This is a genomic window from Amycolatopsis sp. NPDC041971, assembly GCF_055588925.1.
Map to the genome: position 1 here is coordinate 354,248 of NZ_JBVJCE010000002.1, position 18,257 is coordinate 372,504.

Here is an 18,257-nt window from a genome sequence, read left to right on the forward strand (position 1 = left end):
TCCCACTCGACCGCGCCCGCCTCTTCCCCCCCCCTCCCCCCCCTCTCCCCCCCCCCCCCCCCCCCCCCCCCCCCCCCCCCCCCGACCCCCAGCACCGACCAAGCCACGTGTGCCCTACCTCGCAAATAGCCCTCATCGCCACTCATGAGCCCACTACGGAAGGCGAGTTCGGATGAGCACGCTCCACGGCAAGACGATCATCATCTCCGGCGGCAGCCGTGGGATCGGTGAGGCCATCGCGGTCCGCGCCGCCCGCGACGGGGCGAACATCGCTTTGCTGGCCAAAACCGCCGAGCCGCATCCGAAACTGCCGGGAACGCTCTACACCGCCGCCAAGGCCATCGAGGACGCCGGCGGGCAGGCGCTGCCGATCGTCGGCGACGTCCGCGACGACACGTCGGTCGAGGCCGCGGTCGCGCGGACCGCGGACCAGTTCGGCGGTATCGACGTCGTGCTCAACAACGCCAGCGCGATCGATCTGACGCCGACCGAAGCGGTCAGCATGAAGCGTTACGACCTGATGCAGGATGTCAACGCGCGCGGATCGTTCCTGCTGTCGAAACTCGCCATCCCGTACCTGAAACTGTCCGAGAACGCGCACATCCTGACGCTGTCCCCGCCGATCAGCCTCGATGAGAAGTGGTTCCAGGCCGGGCATCTCGCGTACAGCATCGCGAAGTACTCGATGAGCCTGGTGACCGTCGGGCTCGCCGCGGAATTGCGGCAGTTCGGGATCGCGGCGAACTCGCTGTGGCCGCGGACGACGATCGACACCGCGGCGATCCGCAACGTCGTCGGCGCCGAACTCGCGGCGAAGTCGCGGACGCCGGAGATCATGGCGGACGCGGCGCGCGCGATCCTCACCAAACCGAGCCGCGAGGCGTCCGGGCACTTCTACATCGACGACGAGGTGCAGGCCGCCGAAGGGGTCACGGACTTCTCGAGGTACCGCATCGGTGCGCGGGAGGAAGACCTGCAACTCGATTTCTGGGTCGAAGCACGCTTTACCGCTGAGACCTCATCAGACGCGGTCGAAGCACGTACTCCAGAGTCAGGGCCATGATCCGCGAACCGCAGCAGGAGCGCAGCCGCACGACCCGGCGGCGGCTGGTCGAGGCCGCCGTCGAGACGATCGGGGAGCTGGGCTGGAACGGGACCACCGTCGCGTTGATCGCCGAACGCGCCGGGGTCTCGCGCGGCGCCGCCCAGCACCACTTCCCGACCAGGGAGGATCTGGTCGCGGCCGCGGTCGAGCACGTCGGCGAGATCCAGATCGTGGAACTGCGTGCCCGCGCGGCGGAACTGCCGCCGGGGCGGTCGCGGATCGAACGGGCCGTCGACATGGTGCTCAACCTCTACAGCGGGCCGATGTTCCGCGCCGCGCTCCATCTGTGGGTCGCCGCGTCGACCGACGAGTCGCTGCGCGCGACCCTGGTGCCGCTGGAGGCCCGGGTCGGCCGGGAAGCGCACCGGGTGACCGTCGAACTGCTCGGCGTCGACGAGTCCCACCAGGGCGTTCGTGAGCTGGTCCAGGCCACTCTCGACCTTGCCCGCGGCCTGGGGCTGGCGAACCTGCTGACCGATGACACGAAGCGGCGAAAGCAGATCGTCGCCCAGTGGGCGCGGGTACTGGAGCCCACCCTGGCGTCCGCGAAGATTTCACGGAACCGAGAAGTCACGGACAACGTCTGAGATCTTGTTAACACTGATGGAGCAGCGACCGATAACCCGGTGTGAGTGCTGCTGATTCAGGTGGCTGATCGAGAGAGGTCCAATCCGGTGTCCGGTTCAGAGGTCGAACTGTCCCATCGAGCCATGGCGATGCTGCGAGCGGTCGCGGCGCGCCGCGCCCAGATGTCGTGCAGCTGCGAGCCGGATCTCTTCATCGACGGGTTCGCCTGCTGTGATCAGATGACCGCGCACGCGCTGGCTCACGGTGGCTACATCCGCCCCGCCGAGTCCACCGGTCTGTCCGCGGTCACCGGCCGGGTGCCCGCCGAGCTGACCGAGGCGGGCGAAGCCGCGATCGCGGTCACCGCGGCTGCCTGACCCTTCACCGCATCGTCCGTCCGCAGTGGACGACGACCGTTTACAACCGCCTCCCGCGTTCCTAGGATCCACCCCGGGATGAGGCCGTCGCGCCGATCGACGGACCGGGTTGGGAGGTGCCGATGGCACGCACGGCTCGCCGCGATGCCGGTGGGGACGCCCTGAGCGAGTTGATGCGGAAAGCCGGCGCGGCGCCCCGCCGCCGGGGACCGCGCGGGCCCAAGCATCGGGCTCCGGACACCGCCGCTCCCGGTAGCGGGAAGATCCGGCGGATTTCGGCGCTTTCGGCGGGTGGAGTCGTGGTCGGCGGCGTGCTGGTCTTCCTGCTCACTCCGGCCGACCCGGTCGAGGTCGTCCCGGGGACGCCGCTCCCGCCACCGTCGCTGACCATCGGCCCGCAGGCTGTCGATGTCCCGGACGACGCGGCGTCTTCGCCCGTCCAGTCGGGGCCTTCGGGCGGCAGTGTCGCGCCCCCGCCGCCGATGACGGCGTCTATGCACGGCTCGGAGAAGCCGTCGCCGACACCCACTCCCGTCCGCGAGGAACGGCCGGATCCGCGCGCCGGTCACCACGAGTGGCCTCACGATTGGTATCACGGCGGATATCCCGGTGGCGGCCGTTGGCCGCAATGGGGCGGATAGCGCCGTTCGGGTGATCGGCGGCGTCGCTCACCGTCGAACAAGAATCACGATTAGCTCCGGCTCTCCTCCTTTCGTGTCTGGTGCCCTTCTTCCCGTGTGCGGGCTTCGTCCCGCTATCTACGATGGTCCGCACTCTCCATTCCTTCCGGAGCAGAGCGAGGGGCTGAACAGGAAAAATGAGTGTGGGGCGACATTCTCCAGCGGTGCAGCTCGCCCGGAGAATGCTGATCAACCGTGAGACCGGGAACCCGTCCCGTCAGCAGCCGGTGACGCTGCTGCTCGGGCCGGTCGGTTCGGGTAAGACCACGGCACTGGAAGCGATCCGCCAGGACCTGGGCTGGGGTGTCGTGCACGCCGGATTCGATTTCGGGCACGGCGGCAGAGCGGGCACGATCGACGTGCTCACGAAACTGGCCTACTCGTTCTCGAGTAAATGGCGGAATCGGCCGAAACCGCAGTTCGTTCGTTTCACCATCGCGCTGATCGCGGTTCAAGCGGAGCTTTCCGGGCGAAATCGTGACGAAGATCTGGCACAGCTGAAATCGTTGCTCAACAGTTTCCACGGAATCATCTGGACACCGGCACTGGACAAAGCGCTCGACACGCTGACCGAGACGGCGAAGGCGACCGGTCTCGTCGAACCACCGTATGCGGACCTGTTCCGCCAGACGTTCCCGCATTTGGTCCGGAACATCCGGCCGCGGCTCGGCAAGGCGCTGCGGTCGCTGGCCGACTTCCCCAACGCCGAGGGAAGATCCCCGTTCGACGCGCTGCTCGAACTCAACCGGCTCGCGCACGGCAGCGCCCGCGACGCCAAGGCGGTCACCGAATGGCTGATGGCGGCGTTCCTCGGCGACGTCCGGGAGAACCATCCGCGGATGGCAAGACCGGAGGAGAAGAGCCCTTGCGCCTGCGACATCACGCAGCGGCGCAGGCACTGGCACAACTGGGTGGTGGTACTCGACGACGTCGACCACGCCGGCGGGACCGAGTTCCTCGCCGACCTGATCACCGCGCGGGAACGGCACGCCGTCCAGCATCCGAACGATCGCGAGGCCCACGACGCGCTGCTGGTCATCGCCACCAGTGGGCGGTGGCACGACGACTGGGGCACCGCCTGGCTCGCGCCGTGGAAACCCGCCTCCGGCGCGGCGCCCGCCGTCCGGCCGATGGCGGACTGCGAGGAGGCCTCCTACGACGACTGGGCGAATCCCGCCCATGGCGCGCTCGAGTCGGCGTACTACCCGGTCCGGATCTCGCCTCAGCCGATCGGGCGGGTCGCGCGCGTCCTCGATTCCGGCGCGCTGACCCCGAAGGTCGCGCTCGCGCACCGGGCGACCGGCGGGCTGCCGTCGGCGGTCGAGCAGCTCGCGACGCGATTGCGGGCGAGCGACGTGCGCGAAGGCGACCGCGATCTGCTCACCACCGATCCCCGTGGTGAACAGGATCCCTGCTACCGCAGGCTGACCGAACTCGGCCTGACCGAGCATCTCGACGACGTCGACCTCGACGACTTCGTGACCGCGGCCCCGTTCGCGACCGCGCCCTGGCTGATCCCGGACGCCGCGCAGAGCCGGATCGACCAGCCGCACGTCGGGCGGATCCTGACCGAGCTGCGCACCTCGTTGTGGGTGACGGCGAGGAACTCGCCTGCTACGACGGACGACCAGGCGGCACTGCATCCGTGGATCGCCGCGAACCTGGTGTCCGCGCTGGCCCGGCGCGGGGACGGGGACGGGCCGACCTACACGGACCAGTTCAAGGCCCTGCGCGACGACCCGGACACCGCGCAGGATCCGGTGCGCCTGGCCTACTGCAACCTCGCACTGGGCGACATCGGCGACGTGGTCACCTTCTTCGAGCGTGAGTTCAACCGGATCCCGCACGCGGAATGGGTCGCGAAGCTCGAGCTGGTCCTCAACGCGCCCGACGATCTGCCACCCGAGCGTGATCACGCAGAGCTGTACGAAGAACTCGTCAAACTGGACAACGCGCGACGTCCGAACGACCGGTCCGAGATCCGGAACAACGTCGCCCGGCTCATCGCGGCGGGCTGGCTGACCGCCAACCCCTTCGCGGTCCGCGGGCAAGGCCAGCACCAGGTGATCGCGAACGCCTTCGCCGCGCTGGCCACCACCTCGCACCAGCCGGACGTCGGCGCGCTCGTGTCGGCCAAGGAAGCCGCCCGGCGCGGCGAATTCCCCTGAACCCGAACGGAACTTTGTGATGTCCTGGCTCGATTCACTGAGAACACGTATGTCCGAGGCCCGTGAACGCGCGGCGACGGGACCGCCGGTGCGGCCACGGGCCTGGGCGCGCCGCCATCGGGTGCTGCTGATCGCGGTCGTGGTCCTGCTGCTGAGTGCCGTGCTGGTGGGGATCCGCCCCTGGGAGTCCTGCGGTTCCGGGCTGCGGACGGTGGACGCGGACGAGGAGTCGGTCGGCTCGTCGTACGTCTGCGTCGGGCTGAACCTCGACTCCGGCCCGATGCGGGACGACGATCCGCTCGACCCGCTGGAGAAGCTCATCAAGAGCCGCAACGAGACCGCGGGCGACAACTTCAAGACCATCGTGGTACTGGAGAACCTGGCGCCCGATCCGAAGGTCGACAGCCAGCCGTTCCCGTTCGTCCGGCGGGAGATCCAGGGCGCGATCACCGCCGCGTGGCCGAAGAACGGGCCCCCGGGGATCAAGCTCCTGCTGGCCAACTACGGCAGCAACGCCGACCACTGGCGCGTCGTCGCCGAGGAGATCGTCGCCGCGGCCGCCGCCCAGCGCATCGTGGCGGTCACGGACGTCGGCACCAGTTCGGAGAACAGCCGGGCGCTGGTGGCCGAGCTGTCCCGGCACGGCATCGCCACGATCGGCGCGACCGTCACCGCGGACAACATGAACACCGACCCGAGGGGCGCGCGGATCGAGAACTTCTTCCGCGTGGGCCCGACCAACACCGACGAGGCCCGCGCGGCGGCCGGATACATCGCCGCGCACGGTTTCCGCCGCGTGATGATGATCCAGGGAGTCAGCAAGGAGGACACCTACGCGACCACGCTCGCCGAAGCCTTCCAGAACTCGTCGAAGGTCCCGGTCATCTTCACGAAGACCTACGACGTCAAGCCGCTCAACGACACCTCGCGCACGGATTACCTGCGAGGACTGTTCAGCCAGTGGCACAACGACGTCTGCGGCGCGAGACCCGACCTGATCTACTTCGCCGGCCGCGGGCTCGATCTCGGTGCCCTCGTGGCGGCGTTGGCGGGCGACGGCGCCTGCGAAGGACTCGACACGGTGACCGTGATGACCGGGGACGACGCGAGCACACTCGCCGGGGAACCCTTGCCGTTGAACGGGGACATCGGTGTCCGCCTTCGCTACACGGCCCTCGCCTATCCCGACCAGTGGGATATGTTCACCGCCGATCCGGCGCATCCGACGTACAAGAAGAATTACGACAACTTCATCGCCGAATTCACCGGCACGCATGGTTTCCCGAAGGAGGAACTGTGGGACGGCGCCGCGATGATCGAGCACGACGCCGTCGCCGCGGCGGTCGAGGCGGCGGTGCAGAACGTGTCGGCGGATCCGGTCTCGGTGGCGAACGTGTTGCGCGGCATCGATTGCAACTCGCCGGTGCCCGGCGCCACCGGATTCGTCGCGTTCGACCAGGCGACCGGGAACCAGCTCGACAAGGCGCTGCCGATCCTGTCGATCGACCCCGACGGTTCGGTGCATCCGGTCGACCTCGTGTGGTCGCGCGGTCGGCCGCTGAACACGAAGCCGGACTGCGGCCGGTAAAGGGGGCTGAGCTTCCCCCGTTGGCCGGACACCTCACCTCCCGGCTCACCAGAACGACCCAAGGGCGGAGGCGAAGGTAGTGAAGGCCTCCTTCCCTACCTTGAGAGTCAGGGTTCCGGCAAAGTCGCATAGCCGCTGGTCAAGTGGGTGTTGCGGTGACAGAGGCGGGCTCGTCACAGTCGCCTGACATCTTTCTCGACTGTCCACATAGGATGCCTCCGGGGCTACAGTGCCCGATTTGGGCGCTTTTCGACTGGGTCGTGAGCGAAAAAGAGGGTTCTAGCCCTAAATTTCACTCACGACCCAGTCGAAAAACATACATAAACGCATCAAATGGACAACCAGCGGCCGGATATTGTCCTTTGTGGACATTTGACGCTCAAGACACCCTGTCATCCGCCCCCGTCGGAAGTCCAGTTCGAATCACTAAAGCGCCACCGACCAGCGGTTATGCGACTTTGCCGGAACCCTGACCTTGAGAGTAGGGAAGGAGGCCTTCACGGACTGACACCGGTGGGGAACGGAAGTCAGCCGGTGTAACCCGCCACGATCTTGGTGTAGTCGTACTTGCCCTGTGCGATTCCCGCGCAGTTGTTGCAGTCGCGGTTCACCGCCCAGAACGACAGCCGGGCGAGATGTTTGCTCGCCGCGTAGTCGCGGATGGCCCGGAAGTCGGCGACACTGACGGTCTCACCCGCGACGTCGGTCCTCCCGTTCATCGACGAAAGCCCGCTACGCCGGTAGGCCGCGTCGTCGCTCAGGCCGAAGGTGGATTTCACGACGTTCTTCAGCCCGTCCACGGCACTGCGGGTCTTGCCTGCCATGTCACCGCCGCTGGAGAAGTTGAACGGCATGACCGACCACGCGTCGACCCCCGCGCCGAGCGCCTTCGCCTGGTTGATCAGCCGCTTCCCGTGCGCGTTGGGGCCGCCGACGTCGGTCGGGATGGTGATGACCACGCGCAGGCCGGGGTTCTTCTGCTTCGTGATCTTGACGGCGTTCAGGATCCGGTCCTGGACCGTGTAGTTCTCGAACTCGTCGGTGTTTTCCACGTCGAGGTCGATCGCCTTGAGTTTGTAGGCGTCGATGACCTTCTGGTACGCGCCGGCGAGGGCTGCGGGAGTGCCGCATTTCGGGCCGAGTTTCGTGCCGGACCAGCCACCGAACGACGGGATGACGTCGCCGCCCTTGGCCCGGATGTTGGTGATCATCGTGGCGTCGGCGCCGGTGAGGGAACGGCTGCCGTCCCATTTCGGGTTGCAGCCGCCGTCGGAGAGGATGAACGCGAGGGTGAACGCCTTGACCCCGGTGGCGTTCATCGCGGCGATCGGATCCGTCTGTCCCGACCATTGGTACAGATAGGGCGAGGCGAGCACCGCGTCCGGGGCCGCCGAGGCGACGGGGGCGAGGCCGACGGCCGTGGCGAGAGCGGTGCCGACGGTGGTGGCCAACGTCGCCCAGCGTCGTAGGGAGTTCATGGGTCCTCCAACTGGTACACGCGCGGCGAGGCGCGCAGGTGTGGAGCACCTCCGTCTTGACGCGGCGTATCAACCGGGAGGTAACCGTGTGCTCACTCACAGTGGACTGGACCAATGAGGACTGTCAAGAATTCACCGGGATTCCCGGTGTGAACGACCGACCTTAGTAGGGGGTCTTGACCCGGAAAGCGGATCGACACCACCGCGATTACCGGCTAGTTTGCCGAAATGGTGGGGGACTCCCTGATGGTGACCGGAAGCCGCGGCCGGAGAGACCGGCTCGCCGCGCCGCGACGGGTACTGGGGTCCTGGAGCCTGTGGGAAGTACCCAGGCGTGGCCTGATCGGGTACCTGCTCCTCATCGACGCCGCCGCCTTCGCCGCCACCGCGTACCTCTTCGTACTGCGCCCGCCCACACCGTCGTCCTTGCTCCCGTTTTCCGCTCTGCTGGCGGGAATGATCTTCAGTTCGGAGCTTTCGCGTCCCGTCGAGCGGTCTCGCGCCGACACCCGGCTCGGCGCCGGACTGGACGCGGCCTGGATCTTCGCGGGCGTGTTGCTCCTGCCGCCTGCGCCGGCGGCGGTACTCGTCGTCGCCTCGGCGGGATACCGCTGGTGCCGGATCCGGCGCGGAATCCCGCACCGCCAGGTGTTCGCGGCTTCCGCCACCATGCTTTCGGCGCTCGGTGCCTCGATCACCCCGGTAGTGCTGGGTGCGCCGCCGTTCCTCGGCGCGGCAAGGGATTTCGAAAGTTTCGCGCTGGTTTTCGCGACCGGCCTGGTGTTCCTGTCCGTCGATGCCGCCCTGGCCGCGCCGGCGGCGCAATTCGGGGCGGAACCGTCGGGATTCGCCTTCGACGCGGCGATGGTCGCGTTCGGATTGCTGCTCGCGTGGTCGGCGGCGGACTGGCCGTTCGTCACCGTGGTGCTCGCGGGCGCGCTCGTGGTACTTCACCGGGCGGGGACGATGCGGGCCCTGCGCGGCCACGCGGGTACGGACTCCGGCACCGGACTGCTCACCGCGTCGTCCTGGTTGGACGGTGCCCGCACCCAGTTCGAGCTGCTTCGCGGCCGTGGCGCCGATCTTTCGCTGCTGATGCTCGACCTCGACCACTTCGCCCGGCTCAACGACCAGCACGGCAGACGTGTCGGTGACGACGTTCTCCGTGCCGTGGCGGACACTTTGCGCGCGGAGGTGCGGGCGGCGGACCTCGTCGGCCGGTTCGGCGGCGAAGAATTCGTCGTCCTGCTGCCCGGTACGAGCCGGTTCGACGCCCACTCGATCGCCGAACGCATCCGGCTGCGGATCTCCTCGACGTTCGTCTCACTGGGTGGGACATTCGCCGGGGCGACCGTCTCGATCGGGGTGTCGTCGCATCCCGCCGCCGGCGAGACACTCGACCGGCTCGTCGGCGCGGCGGATCAGGCCCTGCGCGCGGCGAAGGGCGCCGGGCGCAACCGGACCGTCGTCTTCGAGGTCGAAACCTAATCTCCGGCCGGGACGCCGATGTCCTCGAACCACAGTTCCGGGTGCTCCCGGATGAACTCGGTCATCAGCGCGGTGCACGCCGGGTCGTCGAGCAGGGTGATCTCGACACCGTTCTCCTCGAGCCAGCCGTGCCCGCCCTCGAACGTGGCCGCCTCGCCGATGATCACCCGGCCGATGCCGAACTGGCGCACCAGCCCGCTGCAGTACCAGCAGGGGGAGAGGGTGGTGACCATGATCGTGTCCCGGTAGTGCGGCCGCCTGCCCGCGTTCCGGAACGCGGAGGTCTCGGCGTGCATCGACGGGTCGCCGTCCTGGACGCGGCGGTTGTGGCCGCGGCCGAGCAGGACACCGGCGGTGTCGAAGAGCGCGGCGCCGATCGGGACCCCGCCCTCGGCCTTGCCGAGTTCGGCCTCTTCACGGGCGACGGACAGCAGGTGCGCGGGATCGATCACCCGGATCACATTACGGCTTGTGAGTGGCTAGGACGGTTTTGCCGAGGGGCAACGAGACCAATGCGGACCGAAACTGTCCTCGATGTCTGCCACACTCCTTCCATGAAGCGAGCGAACCGATGACCACGGGCACGTCGGCACGGCTGCTGAGGTTGCTCTCCCTGCTGCAGGCGCGGCGCGACTGGCCGGGCGCCGACCTGGCCGATCGCCTGCAGGTGGACGTCCGCACGGTCCGCCGCGACGTCGAGCGGCTGCGGGAACTGGGCTACCCGGTGCACGCGACCCCCGGTGTCGCGGGCGGTTACCGGCTCGGCGCGGGGGCCGCGCTGCCGCCGCTGCTGCTGGACGACGACGAGGCCGTCGCGGTCGTCGTCGGGCTCCGCACGGCCGCGAACGGGACGGTTTCGGGCATCGAGGAGACATCGGTGCGCGCGCTCGCGAAACTGGAGCAGGTGCTGCCCGCCCGGCTTCGGCACCGCGTGACCGCGCTGAACACCGCGATGATTCCGCTCGGCGGCGTCGTTCCGGTCATCGACGCGGCGGCGCTGACGGTCATCGCGTCCGCGTGCCGCGACCATCAGCGGCTCCGCTTCGGTTACCGCAGCCACAACGGCGACGTCAGCGAGCGCTACATCGAGCCTCTGCGCCTGGTGCACACCGGGCGCAGGTGGTACCTGATCGCGTTCGACCTCGAGCGCGACGACTGGCGGACCTTCCGCGTCGACCGCATCGACGGCGTCCCGGACACGAGTTTCCGGTTCACGCCGAGGGAACCGCCCGCCGAGGACCTCGCGGCCTACGTCTCCCGCGGGATCACTTCCTCGCCGTATCCGCACCAGATGGTGCTGCGGGTGAACGCCTCGGCGGACGCGCTCGCTGAATACGTGGCACCGACCGTCGGCACGATCGAGGCCATCGACGAGCACACCTGCCGGGTCAGGGTCGGCTCCAACGACCTTTCCGTGATGCCTTACTACCTCGCCCATTGGGACGTCGACTTCGTGGTGGAGGAGGCGCCGGATGAGGTCAAGGAGCAACTGAGGCTGGTCGCCGACCGTTTCGTGCGCGCGGTCGTGTGAGTCCGAAGTGGACTGTGCGGCTCGCTTCGCGCGTTCGGCAAGGCGGCATTGAGGTGCCGGTGGATTCGAGCGGCAGCACCATGATGGACGGCGCGAGCCCGCCGCCGACGACCGTCCGCGGGCCGTACACGATGCCGAGGAACAGCGACCCGGGTTCGTGGTGGGAAGGGCTTCCCGAAGCCGAATAGTCGTACTTTTCTGCGGCAAGGCTTTGACCAGGCATTTCAGGGTTCTGGACATACCTCAAGGTCCGGGTCCCCCGTGCCACGACCGTAGAACCAGCAACTGTCCGGTTGATGCCCTACTCCCGGCCGCGGCCGGGAGCCCCTCTGACGGCTGGCGACGATCACTACGACCTCAGGATCGCCCTCGGTCATCCAGATAACCGGCTTGATCACCCCCCGGACGGATAAACATCACGCAGACGTCGTTTCCCCGGCTTCTCGCGGGGGTATCAGGCGGGAGGTGGCGCCCGCCGAGTCGAGAGTCCTTTTCGGAGACTGTCACGGTCCTGCTCGATTCGGCTTGGCCGACGGCGTTGACTCGGGTAGGGAGCGTTTACCGTGGAAGGGGCAAACCCGGTGGTACGAGCGACACCCACGGTGGAGCGAAGCCGACATTTCGTGAAGCAGAAGGTTGGACGCGAGGGCGCGAAACTGTCCATTGGTTTGGTGGCGTCGGCTCGCTATCCCATCCGAGAACCTTTCGCCGGTGGCCTGGAGGCGCACACCTGGCAGTTGGCGACCGGTCTGCGCGAGCGAGGGCACGAAGTGACCGTCTTCGGCGGGACGGATTCCGATCCGACCCTGCAGGTCCAGGCGATGCCGGTCCTGCCGGCTCTTTCCGCACAAGCGAGGCTTGACGTCAGCATGCCCGCCGATTTCTTCATCGCCGAGCACCACGCCTACCTGGGTTTGATGCTCGATCTCGGCGCCAGCGGACAATGCGACGTCGTGCATAACAACTCCTTGCACTATCTGCCCATCGCGATGGCCTCGACGTTGCGGACGCCGACGCTCACCACGCTGCACACCCCGCCGACTCCGTGGCTGGAGTCCGCGGTCCGACTACGGTCTCCCCGGCATACCAGCTTCGCGGCGGTCAGCGCCCACACCGCCGGTCAGTGGTCCTCACTCGCCTCTGAGATCACGGTGGTGCGCAACGGAGTCGACCTGGATCGGTGGACGCCGGGCGCCGGGTCCGGCGTTCCGGTGTGGTTCGGCCGGTTCGTGCCGGAAAAGGGCCCGGAATTGGCCATCCGGGCCGCGCTCGAGGCCGGTACCGGGCTGCGGCTGGCGGGTCCGCTGCCGGACACCGACTACTTCCGTGAACGGATCGAACCGCTGCTCGGGAAAGAGATCGAGTACCTGGGACATTTGGCCCACCATGATCTGGTCGACCTTGTCGGCTCCGCCAGTGTGGCGGTGGTGTCGCCGCGATGGGAAGAACCTTACGGGTTGGTGGTCGCCGAAGCACTGGCTTGCGGTACCCCGGTGGCGGGGTTCGCGAGGGGAGCCCTCCCGGAAATACTCGACGACACCAGTGGCGCGCTGGCCGCTCCCGACGACGTCCACGGCTTGGCCGCCGCCATCACGCGAGCCTCCACTGTGGACCGGGCGGCGGCGCGACACCGCGCGGAGACGGCCTGTTCGGCGAACCGGATGGTGGACGAATACGTGCAGCTTTACCGGGAGCTGTTGTCATGATCGCCTTCTACGTCCACCATCACGGTTCCGGGCACGTCCATCGGGCCGTCACGATCGCCCAAGCCCTGGGTGAGCGAGCGATCGGGTTGTCCAGTCTTCCCATCCCCGCGCAGTGGCCGGGCCGCTGGACGGTGCTGCCCGGAGACGCGGACGGTGTCGACCGGTGGCACGACGACGTGACCGCAGGATCCACAGTGCACTGGGCACCCCGGCACCACGAAGGTCTGCGCGCTCGCATGGCGCAGATCAGCTCGGCATTACGCGACGACGACGTCCGGCTCCTGGTCAGCGACGTGTCGGTGGAAGTGGCGCTCTTGGCCCGCCTGCACGGCGTACCGGTGGCGGTTGTGGCCCAACCGGGCCGGCGCACCGACCGGGCTCACCGCACCGCCTATGACCTCGCCGAAGTGATCATCGCGCCGTGGCCGCCCCGCCCCGCCCCGGACTGGCCGGAAGAATGGCTCGCGAAAACCGTCCATGTCGGCGCGCTCTCGCGGTTCGACCATCGTTCGTCGACCTCGGTCGCGGCGGAACGGAATGTCCTCGTCTTGTGGGGTTCAGGCGGACTCGCGGTGTCATCGGCCCAGTTGCGGGCGGCCGCGGCGGCCACTCCGGATTGGAGCTGGGACGTCGCCGGTCCCGGCCGCCAGGGTCAAGACTCGGATTTCCCGGCGCCGAATCTGCGACACCACGGCTGGGTGGCCGACCCGTGGCCGCTGCTGAGCGACGCCGGCGTCGTGATCACCCACGCCGGGCAGAACGCTCTGGCCGAATTGGCGGCGGCGAGGCGCGCCGCGGTCGTGATCCCGCAGCCCCGCCCGTTCGGCGAGCAGCACGCCACCGCCGCCGCGCTCATCCGCGCCAAGCTGGGTGTGGTCCTCCCTTCCTGGCCCGAACCTCACCGCTGGTCCGCACTCCTGGCCCGCGCGCAAGCGAGAGGCGGCGATTGGACGAACTGGTCGAGCGGAGACGGCGCGATTCGGGCCGCCGCCGTGCTGCGGGAACTGGCGGGCAAGAGGTGACCGCCCGGCCGCGCACCACGGTCATCACCATCACGGCCGGCCGTGAACTCCACTTGCAGCGACAACGAGAGGCTCTGACCAGCGAAGAGGTCGACCTGCACGTCGTGGTCGGTATGGCCGGACCTCCGGACCTCGGGGACGTCCCGGGCACGCCGCCGGTCGTGACGGCCCTCGTGACGGCGGGAGACCGAGGACTACCGTTGGCCGCCGCCCGCAACGCCGGCGCGCGCGTGGCCCTCGAACACGCCAGTGAACTGCTGGTGTTCCTGGATGTCGACTGCATTCCGGGTCCTGGTTCGCTGGCCCACTACCAAGGCGCGGTTCGTCGTGTACCTCCCGCGACGCTGCTCTGCGGTCCGGTGGCCTACTTGCCACCCCCATCGCCACGGGGATATCCGGCGGCTCGGGAACTCGCCCGGCTGGCCGTGCCACATCCGGGCAGGCCGGCACCGCCACCAGGTGAGATCACGCTGGAGGACGGCCGGTTCGAGCTCTTCTGGTCGTTGTCCTTCGCGACCTCGCGAGAGGATTGGCTCCGCTTCGGTGGCTTCTGCGAGGAATTCACCGGGTACGGCGCCGAAGACACCGATTTCGCCCTGCGCGCAGCCGATCGCGGCGCCCGGCTGGCCTGGGTCGGTGGGGCCACGGCGTTCCACCAGTACCACCCGCCCAGCAGGCACGAGGCGCGTCACACCCCCGGACTGGTGGCGAACGCTCACCTGTTCCACCGCCGCCACGGGTTCTGGCCGATGGCCGACTGGCTGGCCGAACTGGACCGCGCCGGGGCCGTCCACTTCGACCCGGAACGCGACACGCTCCGTTTGCTCGAACACCACGACTCGAAGTAAAGGATCACCATGCCCTCACGACGCGTCGTTGTCATCGGAACCGGATACGTCGGGCTCACCACGGGTGCCTGCCTGGCCTCGCTCGGACACACCGTGGTGTGCGTCGACACCGACCAAGGCAAAGTCGACCGGTTGTCCGACGGCCGGATCGACATTCTCGAGCCGGGGCTGGCCGATCTGGTCACCGACGGCGCCGCCAACGGCAGGCTGAAATGCGTGAGCACCACCGACCCCGCGTTCGCCCACGTCCTGCGAAGTGCGGAGATGGTGTTCCTTTGCGTGCCGACTCCGATGGGCGCGGGAGGACTCGCCGATCTCGGCATCCTCGAGTCAGTGGTGAAGCAGATCAGCGAAATGCTCCCGCCCGGCTGCACCATGGTGACCAAGTCCACCGTCCCGGTCGGTACCGCGGCCCGGTTGAGGTCGTTCCTGCGTCGTGACGACGTGGCCGTGGTGTCCAATCCGGAGTTTCTCAGGGAAGGCACCGCCGTCCGGGACTTCCTCCATCCGGATCGGATCGTGGTCGGCTCGACGTGCCGGGACGCGGCGGGACGGGTCGCGGCTCTTTATTCGTCGCTGGGTGCCCCGACCGTGCTGACCGATGCCGCTTCCGCCGAGCTGATCAAGTATGCCGCCAACTGTTTCCTGGCCGTCAAATTGTCCTACGCCAACGCCATCGCCGAACTGTGCGACCGCGCCGGGGCCGACATCGTCGACGTCGCCGAGGGAATGGGATACGACCACCGGATCGGTCAGGAGTTCCTGGCGCCCGGCCCGGGCTGGGGAGGTTCCTGTCTGCCGAAGGACACCTCCGCGCTGGTGCAACTCGCGGACTCCCTGGATTTCGAGTTCCGTCTCGCCCGCGCCGCCATCGACACCAACATCCGCCAGCACAAGCGGGTGGTGGACAAAATCCGCGAGGTGGTCACGGGAACCCGCCTCGGTTCACTGAGTCAGGTACGGCTGGCGCTGCTGGGGTTGACGTTCAAAGCCGGAACCAACGACCTGCGCGATTCACCCGCGCTGGCCGTGGCCGCCCTGCTGCGTGAAGCCGGCGCCGACCTGGTGGCTTTCGACCCCGCCGTGAGCCCGGCCGCCGATCTTCCGTTCGCGGTGACGGACAACGCCTACCAAGCCGCGAGCGGGGCCGACGCGATCATCGTCCTTACCGAATGGCCCGAGTTCCGGCAACTGGATTGGCCGCGACTCGCAGCCGCGGTCCGCACTCCGGCCGTGGTCGACACCCGCAACCTGCTCGACCCCGCTTCCCTCACACGAGCGGGCTTCAGCTGGACGGGTCTGGGACGACCTCCGCACACCGCGCCCGAACCGGAAGCTCCCTATTCGCCGATCCCTGTTGCTGGATTCGGGAGCGACGTCCTGGCCGGCTCGAAGGGTCGCACTTCGGTGACGACCGAAGTGAGCGCGTAGATCGTTCTGTGTAGCGACCGGAGTCGCCGGGTAACCGCCGAGGGCGGGACTGGTCCAGCAGTGGGGGGCCGAACAATGTCAGTCGATGATGGAAAGGCCGGTAGCCGTGCGGCGACAAGAGGTTGTCCGGGTCGCGTCCGTGCCGAGTGGACACGTGTATGTACGCCACCTTTCGGATCCGGATCGTGACGACGGGGTGGTCCGGCTGGCCGATCCGTTGCCCTGCGGCGCACCGAGCACCTCGGTGCGGTGGTGGCCGCCGGTGATGCTCGATCCACAATGGATCGACGAGCATCATGACGCGTTCGACGTCTTTCATCTGCACTTCGGTTTCGACGCCCACAGCCCGGCGACGCTCTCGGCCATCGTGGCCGCGTTGCGGCGCTGGCACAAACCATTCGTGTTCACGGTGCACGATCTGCACAACCCGCACCAGCCGGACTCCGCGGCGCACCACGCCCAGTTGGACGTGCTCGTACCGGCGGCCGACGCGTTGATCACCCTGACGCCCGGCGCCGCGCGTGTCATCGCCACCCATTGGGACCGTCGGGCGATCGTGCTCCCGCATCCGCATGTGGTGGCCGCGGACGAGATTCCTCAGCGGCGGCCGAGGCCGTTCACCGTGGGACTGCACGCGAAAAGCCTCCGCCCGAACATGGCTCCGCTGCCGGTGCTGAAAGTGTTGACCGAAGTCGTGGGCGGGTTACCCGACGCGCAGCTCCGGGTAGACGTCCACACCGAGGTCTTCGAGCCAGGACCGAAGCACGACCCAGTGACGGCCGCCGCCTTGCGTGAAGCTCAGGACGCGGGGTTGCTCACCCTGCATGTGCACGACTTCTTCTCCGACGCCGAGTTGTGGCGCTACCTCGCCGACCTGGACCTTTCAGTGCTGCCGTACACCTTCGGCACTCATTCGGGCTGGTTGGAAGCGTGCCACGATCTCGGTACAACGGTCGCGACGTCCACGTGCGGCTTCTACGACCAGCAACAGCCGTGTCTGACCTATCGGCACGACCAGTCCGGTCTCGACGCCGACGCGCTGGCCGACGCCGTCCTGTATGCCTTTCACAAGCGGCCGAGTTGGCAGGCTGATCCCAGCGAACGCAGGCTGGAACGACGGCGGATCGCCCGTGCGCACCGGGCACTGTACGAAAAGGTGCTGTCGGACGTATCGCGGTGATCGCCTCGTCGCGGGCACCCGGACCGGTCGGCCACGATCCGACACACGGCCGGGGCCATCTCTTCGGCGGCGCCATCTCGGCCTCGAACCCGGCTCACCATGTGGTCTGCGACGGCAGGGGGTGGCGAGCCGGGTTCGAGTGTTCCTGTGGGTCAGCGGGCTTCGATGACGGTCTTGAATTCCGCCGCGGCCCGCTCGACCTTCTGTTGCGGATCGGCCAGCAGCGAGGCGACCGCTTCGCCCAGTTTTCCGGCCGGGGGCTCGTACTCGAGGGCGATCTCGACACCGGTGCGGCCGTCACCCTTGTCGTCGAACCGTACGACTCCGGAGTTCTTCACGTCCGGGTCGGCATCCTCGATGGTGGCCCACGCGATTTTTCGCGGCGGGGCGTCTTCGACGATGCGAGCCTCCCATTCCACGGTGGTTCCCAACGGACCGTCGACCTTCCACCTGGTCCGTGACGTGTCGCCGTCCACGGCCTCCACGGACTTGACATCGGAGAACACCTGCGGCAACCGAGTCAGGGGCCGCCACCAGTCGTAACACGCCTGGGCGGGAGCGTTGACCTCCACATAGTGCGCAACAGCAGCCACCACGACCTCCTTGAGGGGTTATCGGCTCCGGTACGGCCGGTATTGGAGACTTACCCGCTCGCCGAGACCGGAAACCCCGCATCACCCTCTCGGATCTCAGGGCCTCGGCAAAGTCGCATAACCGCTGGTCAAGTGGGTATTGTGGTGACAGGGGCGGGCTCGTCACGGTGACCTGACACCTTCTCGACTGTCCGCAGGGGACACCTCCGGGGCGGCAGTGCCCGATTCGGGCGTTTCGACCGGGTCGTGAGTGACAAAGAGGGTTCTAGCCCAATGCCGCGTAGCTTAGGTTTGTCGACCCGTTGAACTGCGCTTTCTTGTCGGTGACGAAAGTTCGCCCACCTCAGCTCGTTGTGTCCATTATGGACTGTTGCTGGTGTGGCTCCAGGGGTACGCGGGGCATCGGTGCGAGGGGTCGGGGGGGGGGGGGGGGGGGGGGGGAAGGAAAACGAACCCCCGCCCCACCCCCGAAACAAGCCCCCACACCCCCCACCC

General features: G+C 67.9%; 17 protein-coding genes. 14 read left to right on the forward strand and 3 right to left on the reverse strand.

Translation table 11 applies throughout. The features are described 5' to 3' along the window. Nucleotides 1-172 precede the first annotated feature (172 nt). The 6 genes from ACZ6DT_RS06750 (at nt 173) to ACZ6DT_RS06775 (ending at nt 6,485) form a co-directional block, all read left to right on the forward strand. Nucleotides 173-1,063: an SDR family oxidoreductase gene (locus tag ACZ6DT_RS06750; RefSeq protein WP_465589733.1), complete on the forward strand. Its 891-nt coding sequence runs from the start codon at nt 173-175 to the stop codon at nt 1,061-1,063. Beyond that, nucleotides 1,060-1,692: a TetR/AcrR family transcriptional regulator gene (locus ACZ6DT_RS06755; protein WP_465589736.1), complete on the forward strand. Its 633-nt coding sequence runs from the start codon at nt 1,060-1,062 to the stop codon at nt 1,690-1,692. The genes ACZ6DT_RS06750 and ACZ6DT_RS06755 overlap by 4 nt, the downstream gene beginning before the upstream one ends. Nucleotides 1,693-1,779: 87 nt before the next feature. Further along, on the forward strand, nt 1,780-2,049 hold the full coding sequence (locus ACZ6DT_RS06760) for a hypothetical protein (protein WP_101606846.1): 270 nt from the start codon (nt 1,780-1,782) through the stop codon (nt 2,047-2,049). Nucleotides 2,050-2,171: 122 nt separating this feature from the next. Beyond that, a complete protein-coding gene (locus ACZ6DT_RS06765; RefSeq protein ID WP_465589739.1) occupies nt 2,172-2,690 on the forward strand; it encodes a hypothetical protein in 519 nt (172 codons plus the stop codon). 203 nt (nt 2,691-2,893) lie between these two features. Continuing rightward, nucleotides 2,894-4,897: a hypothetical protein gene (locus ACZ6DT_RS06770; RefSeq protein WP_465589742.1), complete on the forward strand. Its 2,004-nt coding sequence runs from the start codon at nt 2,894-2,896 to the stop codon at nt 4,895-4,897. Nucleotides 4,898-4,946: 49 nt separating this feature from the next. After that, entirely contained in the window at nt 4,947-6,485 is a 1,539-nt protein-coding gene (locus ACZ6DT_RS06775) for an ABC transporter substrate-binding protein (protein ID WP_465589745.1), read from the forward strand. Nucleotides 6,486-7,012: 527 nt separating this feature from the next. Here the strand turns inward: ACZ6DT_RS06775 and ACZ6DT_RS06780 are convergent. Then, nucleotides 7,013-7,963 carry a chitinase gene (locus ACZ6DT_RS06780; protein ID WP_465589748.1) on the reverse strand — a complete coding sequence of 317 codons (951 nt, stop codon included), beginning with the start codon at nt 7,961-7,963 and terminating at the stop codon, nt 7,013-7,015. A 228-nt stretch (nt 7,964-8,191) separates the two neighbouring features. On the opposite strand from ACZ6DT_RS06780, the gene ACZ6DT_RS06785 reads away from it, so the two are divergent. After that, nucleotides 8,192-9,451: a GGDEF domain-containing protein gene (locus tag ACZ6DT_RS06785; RefSeq protein WP_465589751.1), complete on the forward strand. Its 1,260-nt coding sequence runs from the start codon at nt 8,192-8,194 to the stop codon at nt 9,449-9,451. On the opposite strand, the gene ACZ6DT_RS06790 is transcribed toward ACZ6DT_RS06785, so the two are convergent. Beyond that, nucleotides 9,448-9,912 carry a nucleoside deaminase gene (locus tag ACZ6DT_RS06790; RefSeq protein WP_465589754.1) on the reverse strand — a complete coding sequence of 155 codons (465 nt, stop codon included), beginning with the start codon at nt 9,910-9,912 and terminating at the stop codon, nt 9,448-9,450. The genes ACZ6DT_RS06785 and ACZ6DT_RS06790 overlap by 4 nt on opposite strands. Nucleotides 9,913-10,022: 110 nt before the next feature. On the opposite strand from ACZ6DT_RS06790, the gene ACZ6DT_RS06795 reads away from it, so the two are divergent. The 7 genes from ACZ6DT_RS06795 to ACZ6DT_RS06825 all read left to right on the forward strand — a co-directional run bounded on the left by ACZ6DT_RS06795 (nt 10,023) and on the right by ACZ6DT_RS06825 (nt 17,169). Next, the gene (locus ACZ6DT_RS06795; RefSeq protein ID WP_465589757.1) at nt 10,023-10,982 is read left to right on the forward strand and encodes a helix-turn-helix transcriptional regulator; all 960 of its coding nucleotides are present in this window, start codon (nt 10,023-10,025) and stop codon (nt 10,980-10,982) included. Nucleotides 10,983-11,035: 53 nt separating this feature from the next. Next, entirely contained in the window at nt 11,036-11,170 is a 135-nt protein-coding gene (locus tag ACZ6DT_RS06800) for a hypothetical protein (RefSeq protein ID WP_465589759.1), read from the forward strand. Nucleotides 11,171-11,605: 435 nt separating this feature from the next. After that, entirely contained in the window at nt 11,606-12,688 is a 1,083-nt protein-coding gene (locus ACZ6DT_RS06805; protein WP_465589762.1) for a glycosyltransferase, read from the forward strand. After that, a complete protein-coding gene (locus tag ACZ6DT_RS06810) occupies nt 12,685-13,710 on the forward strand; it encodes a glycosyltransferase (RefSeq protein ID WP_465589765.1) in 1,026 nt (341 codons plus the stop codon). Before ACZ6DT_RS06805 ends, ACZ6DT_RS06810 begins: the two co-directional genes overlap by 4 nt. After that, entirely contained in the window at nt 13,707-14,558 is an 852-nt protein-coding gene (locus ACZ6DT_RS06815) for a glycosyltransferase family 2 protein (protein ID WP_465589768.1), read from the forward strand. Before ACZ6DT_RS06810 ends, ACZ6DT_RS06815 begins: the two co-directional genes overlap by 4 nt. Nucleotides 14,559-14,567: 9 nt before the next feature. Next, on the forward strand, nt 14,568-15,989 hold the full coding sequence (locus ACZ6DT_RS06820; protein ID WP_465589771.1) for a UDP-glucose dehydrogenase family protein: 1,422 nt from the start codon (nt 14,568-14,570) through the stop codon (nt 15,987-15,989). A 154-nt stretch (nt 15,990-16,143) separates the two neighbouring features. Beyond that, nucleotides 16,144-17,169, forward strand: coding sequence for a glycosyltransferase family protein (locus ACZ6DT_RS06825; RefSeq protein WP_465589773.1), 1,026 nt, complete (start codon nt 16,144-16,146; stop codon nt 17,167-17,169). Between the two features lie 152 nt (nt 17,170-17,321). Here ACZ6DT_RS06825 and ACZ6DT_RS06830 read toward each other — a convergent pair whose 3' ends face one another. Next, on the reverse strand, nt 17,322-17,762 hold the full coding sequence (locus ACZ6DT_RS06830; protein ID WP_465589776.1) for an SRPBCC family protein: 441 nt from the start codon (nt 17,760-17,762) through the stop codon (nt 17,322-17,324). Nucleotides 17,763-18,257: the final 495 nt, after the last annotated feature.